This window comes from Falsiroseomonas oryzae (genome assembly GCF_027856955.1).
GTDB classification, from domain to species: domain Bacteria; phylum Pseudomonadota; class Alphaproteobacteria; order Acetobacterales; family Acetobacteraceae; genus Falsiroseomonas; species Falsiroseomonas oryzae.
The window spans coordinates 1-4,191 of sequence record NZ_JAPSMD010000457.1 but is presented as its reverse complement, the minus strand read 5'-3'; the positions used below and the strand labels follow the sequence as shown (position 1 = coordinate 4,191).

General features: G+C 74.7%; 4 protein-coding genes. All 4 read right to left on the bottom strand.

Going from position 1 to position 4,191, the window contains the following annotated elements; all coding sequences use genetic code 11:
• Positions 1 to 1,110 (bottom strand): tetratricopeptide repeat protein (locus OZN99_RS26900; protein ID WP_270938306.1); only part of this gene is annotated, 1,110 nt, incomplete at its 3' end.
• 81 nt (positions 1,111 to 1,191) lie between these two features.
• A complete protein-coding gene (locus tag OZN99_RS26895; RefSeq protein WP_270938305.1) occupies positions 1,192 to 2,982 on the bottom strand; it encodes a matrixin family metalloprotease in 1,791 nt (596 codons plus the stop codon).
• 104 nt (positions 2,983 to 3,086) lie between these two features.
• Positions 3,087 to 3,761, bottom strand: coding sequence for an SDR family NAD(P)-dependent oxidoreductase (locus OZN99_RS26890; protein WP_270938304.1), 675 nt, complete (start codon positions 3,759 to 3,761; stop codon positions 3,087 to 3,089).
• 8 nt (positions 3,762 to 3,769) lie between these two features.
• Positions 3,770 to 4,099 (bottom strand): YnfA family protein, encoded by a 330-nt coding sequence (locus OZN99_RS26885; RefSeq protein ID WP_270938303.1) that lies wholly within the window; start codon positions 4,097 to 4,099, stop codon positions 3,770 to 3,772.
• Positions 4,100 to 4,191 lie beyond the last annotated feature (92 nt).

Below are 4,191 nucleotides of genomic sequence, written 5' to 3'. Positions count from 1 at the left end.
CTGGCGATGCGCCAGCACGGCGCGGCAGGCCGGCAGCGCGGCGTCGCGCAGGATGGCGGCCTGCGGCGTGTTGCCGCGCCCGGCCTCCTCCACCGCCTGCAGCAGGCGGCGCGCCGCATCCTCGCGCCCGGTCGCGGCCAGCGCCATCATCCAGTGCGGCTGGGTGAAGGCGGAGAGCGTGTCGCCGATCCGCGCCTCCGCCTTGTCGGCCAGCTCCGTCCAGCGGTCGCCGGCGGGCACGCCCTGGCGTTCCAGCCGCCACAGCATGGAGGCCGCGTTCTGCACGTCGATGTAGAGGTCGGGCATCGCCTGCGTGACCGGGCTGGCATGGTCGCGGAAGCGGCGGTCGTAGAGCGCCAGCACCGCGTCGAACTCCGCGCGTTCCACATGGAACATGGCGCGGTGCCACCACAGGTGGTGCATCAGGTTGTTGCCGCCGGCCCAATGCGGCTCCCCGGCGTCGAGCCAGGCGATGCCCTCCGTACGGCGGCCCTGCATCTCCAGCACATGGGCGACGCCATGCGTGGCCCAGAGGTCGCCGGGGTCGAGTGCGACCGCGTCGCGGCCGGCATGCTCGGCGACGGTGTAGTTGCCGCATTCCTCGTTGGCGAAGCAGCGGCAGGCCAGCACGCTGCCCCAGCCGGGGATGGCATCCGACCAGCGCGGCAGGATGCGCTCCACCAGCGACAGCATGCGTTCGGGCGCGCCCATCCAGAAGGCGCAGAAATGGTGCAGGCGGAAGGCGAGGATGTCGTGCGGATGCTCCGCCACGATCTGCTCCCACACCGCCAGCGCGCCGTCGGTGCGGCCCTCCACCCAGGCGCGCAACGCGGCGATGTGGGCGCGCTCGCGGTCGGTGGCGGGCAGCGCGGCGGCGCGGGCGAGGGCTGCCTCCGCGCGCGGGACCATGGCGCGGTCATAGGCGAGCATGGCGAAGAGCCCGGCCATGGCCTGCGCCAGCGGCGCCTGCGGGTCGAGCTGCAGCAGCGCCTTCAGCCGCGCGCCGGTGTCGAAGCGGTAGCGCAGGAAGCCGTCGATGACGTGGTCGTAGGCGCGCGCCGCCTCCTCCGAGGCGATGGTCAGCGCGTTGCCCTGTGCGTCCTGCGGCATGGCGGTTCTTCCCTACGGGTGGCGCTAGCCTAGCCTGTCCCGGGCCAGGCCGTGCAGACCCTGCGGGAGGGCCGCCGCGGCTCAGCCGAGGTTGGCGGTGTAGACCCCGCTGTCGCCGTCGATGCCGCGCCAGGCGGCGACGATGCGGCCGCCCACCTGGACCAGGCCGGGCCGCCCGGCGGTGCCGACATCGGCGATCGGCACCTGGCCGGAGAACTCGCCGCCCGCGTCGGTGCGGGCGAACCAGATGGTGCTGTCGCCGGGCACGCCCTTCCACAGCAGCACGATCTCGTCGCCGCGCGAGATGGCGGTCGGCGCATCGCTGGAGCCGATCGGGATGCGCTGCTGGCCGGCGGCGAGGTTGCCGGCGTGGATCGGGGCGACCATGGCCTGCGGGCCCCAGATGCCGTTGGCGGGGTCGACCAGCTCGGCCTGGAAGATGTTGGTGTCGCCGCCGACGCCCTTCCAGAACATCCAGAGCCGCCCGTTGTGCACGACCAGCGCCGGACCGAGCGAGGTGCCGCGGCCGGCGATCGGCGCCTGCGGACGCCAGCCGCCGGGATCGAGGGTGGACCAGTAGATGGCGCTGTCGCCGTCCACGCCCTTCCAGGCCATCACCATCTGTCCGTTGAACTCGACCAGCGCCGGCCGGGCGCTGGTGCCGACATCGGGCACGCGGTCCTGCGGGGTCCATTGAGCGCCGTCGAGCACCGAGGTGTAGATCGCGCTGTCGCCCGGCACGCCCTGCCAGGCCATCATGGCGGTCGGGCCGAGGCGCGGCGAGGTGTGGGCGGCGATGGACGGGCCGCCGGAGGTGCCGAACTCCGTGCGCTGCTGTCCGCCCCAGCCGATGCCGTCGGCGCTTTCGGACCAGTAGATGGCGGTGTCGCCGTCGGTGCCCTTCCAGGCCATCAGCACCCGGTCGGTGCGGGAGGTGAAGGACGGGATGGAGACGGTGGCGAGCGCCGGGCCGTGGGTGGAGGCGCGGTCGGTCAGCGGGCGCTGCGGCGACCAGCCGTAGAGGCTGGTGATCGCGCGCCGCGTCTCGGCGTCCAGCGCGACCAGGTTGGGGGCGAAGGGGTACATCACCGCGGCGGGGTCGGTGGAGTGCGACAGGCCGAGCACATGGCCGGCCTCGTGCAGCACCAGGGCGGCGAGCAGCGGTTGCGTCCAGGCGAAGGGCGGATTGCCGTTCGGCATGTTGGGCAGGCCGACATCGGCGAGCAGGTTGAGGGTGCCGCGCTGCGGCGGCGCGCCGCTGCCGAGCGCGCCGTTGCGCAGCTGCGACAGGCGCGGGTCGAGCGCGGCGCCGCCGAAGCGGACGTTGATGTCGGACCGCCCGCCCGGCACGGCGGGCGTGAAGCTGAAGAACGGCTCGGCCGCCTGGTAGGCGTTGAAGGCGGCGAAAACCGTCGCGGTCACCACGGCCGGCGGCAGCGTGCAGCCGGCCGGGTTGATCGCGATGGTCAGGTTGCCGCGTTCCCAGCGGCCGCTCGGCGCGCCGAAGCTGCGCGGGCCTAGGCCGCCGCCCGGGGCGCCATCGGGTTCGGCGCAGAAGCGGCGGGTGAGGAACTCGATCGCATCGAGGAAGCCGGGGCCCGTCGCCGGGATCTCGTCGGTCCCGAAGCGGCCGGCGGCTGCCTTCAGCGCCTCGGCGATGCTGGTGCGGCGCTGCTCGGTGGCGTCGGTGCCGACCGCGGCGCCGAGCGGGCCGAGCATTCCGGCATCCCGCAGCCGCCGCTCCGCCTCGGACAGGGTCTGGTCGTCGAGCGTGCCCACCACCTCGGCGATGGAACTGCGTGCCCGGGCCACGCTGCCGCGCCGGCCGGTGGTGGTGGTCGAGGTGTGCCTGCCCCCGAAGCGTCCGGACATGCGTGCATTCCCGCGATGATGCGGCGGCAGGCTAGTTGGACGTCGACGCCAGCGGCCAGCGGCATCGTGCGGGCCGTCGGGCGCTCGCGCAGATGTCAGGGCCGTCAGAAGGTTTCCACCCAGGGGCGCAGCTCGATCTCCTGCGACCAGGCGCTGCGCGGCTGCATCGCGGCCGCGAAGGCGGCCTCGGCGATCGCGTCGGGATCGAGCAGCGTGTCCTGACCGGGATCGGGGCGGCGGGCGCTGCGGATGCCGCCATCCACCACGATGTGGACGACATGGATGCCCTGCGGGTGCAGCTCCCGCGCCAGCGCCTGCGACAGGCCGCGCAGCGCGAACTTGCCCATGGCGAAGGGCGCCGAGCGGGCGAAGCCCTTCACGCCGGCCGAGGCGCCGGTGAGCAGGATGGTGCCGCGGCCGCGCGGCAGCATGGCCCGCGCCGCCTGCTGCGCGACGAGGAAGGCGCCGAAGGCGCAGACCTCCAGCGTGCGGCGGACCTCCGCGGGGTCGAGGTCGGTGACCGGGCCGCGGACGCGGAAGGACGGGTTGTAGAGCACGATGTCCGCGGCGGCGGCCTGGGGCGTGGCGAAGAGCGCGGCGACCTGCGCGGGGTCGGCGGCGTCGCAGGCATGGGTGGTCGCGCCCGTCTCCGCCGCCAGCGCGGCGAGCTTGCCGGTGTTGCGCGCGGCCAGCGCGACGGCGTGGCCGGCACGGGCCAGGCGGCGTGCGAAGGCGGCGGAGAAGCCCTCGCCGGCGCCGACGATCAATGCCTGCCGCATCCGCGTCCTCAGCCCTGCCGTGGCGCGAGCAGGATGACCGCGGCGCCGCCCAGGCACAAGGCGGCGCCGAGGACGTCCCAGCGGTCCGGCCGCGCGCCCTCCACCGCCCACATCCAGGCCAGCGAGGCGGCGATGTAGATGCCGCCATAGGCGGCGAACGCACGCCCGGCAAAGGCGGCGTCCACGCGCGTCAGCAGCGCGGCGAAGAGCGCCAGCAGGAGCAGGCCCGGCAGCAGCCACCAGCCCGGCTTGCCGAGCCGCAGCACGGCCCAGACGGCGAAGCAGCCGGCGATCTCGGCGAAGGCGGCGAGCAGGTAGAGCGCGGCCGCGCGGGTCACGCGCCCGCGGCCCGGTGCGCCGCGATGTCGGCGCGCCAGTCGGCGTCGGGCGCGGAAACCGAGGCAAGCCGCGGCTGCGCGCGGTGGCCGGG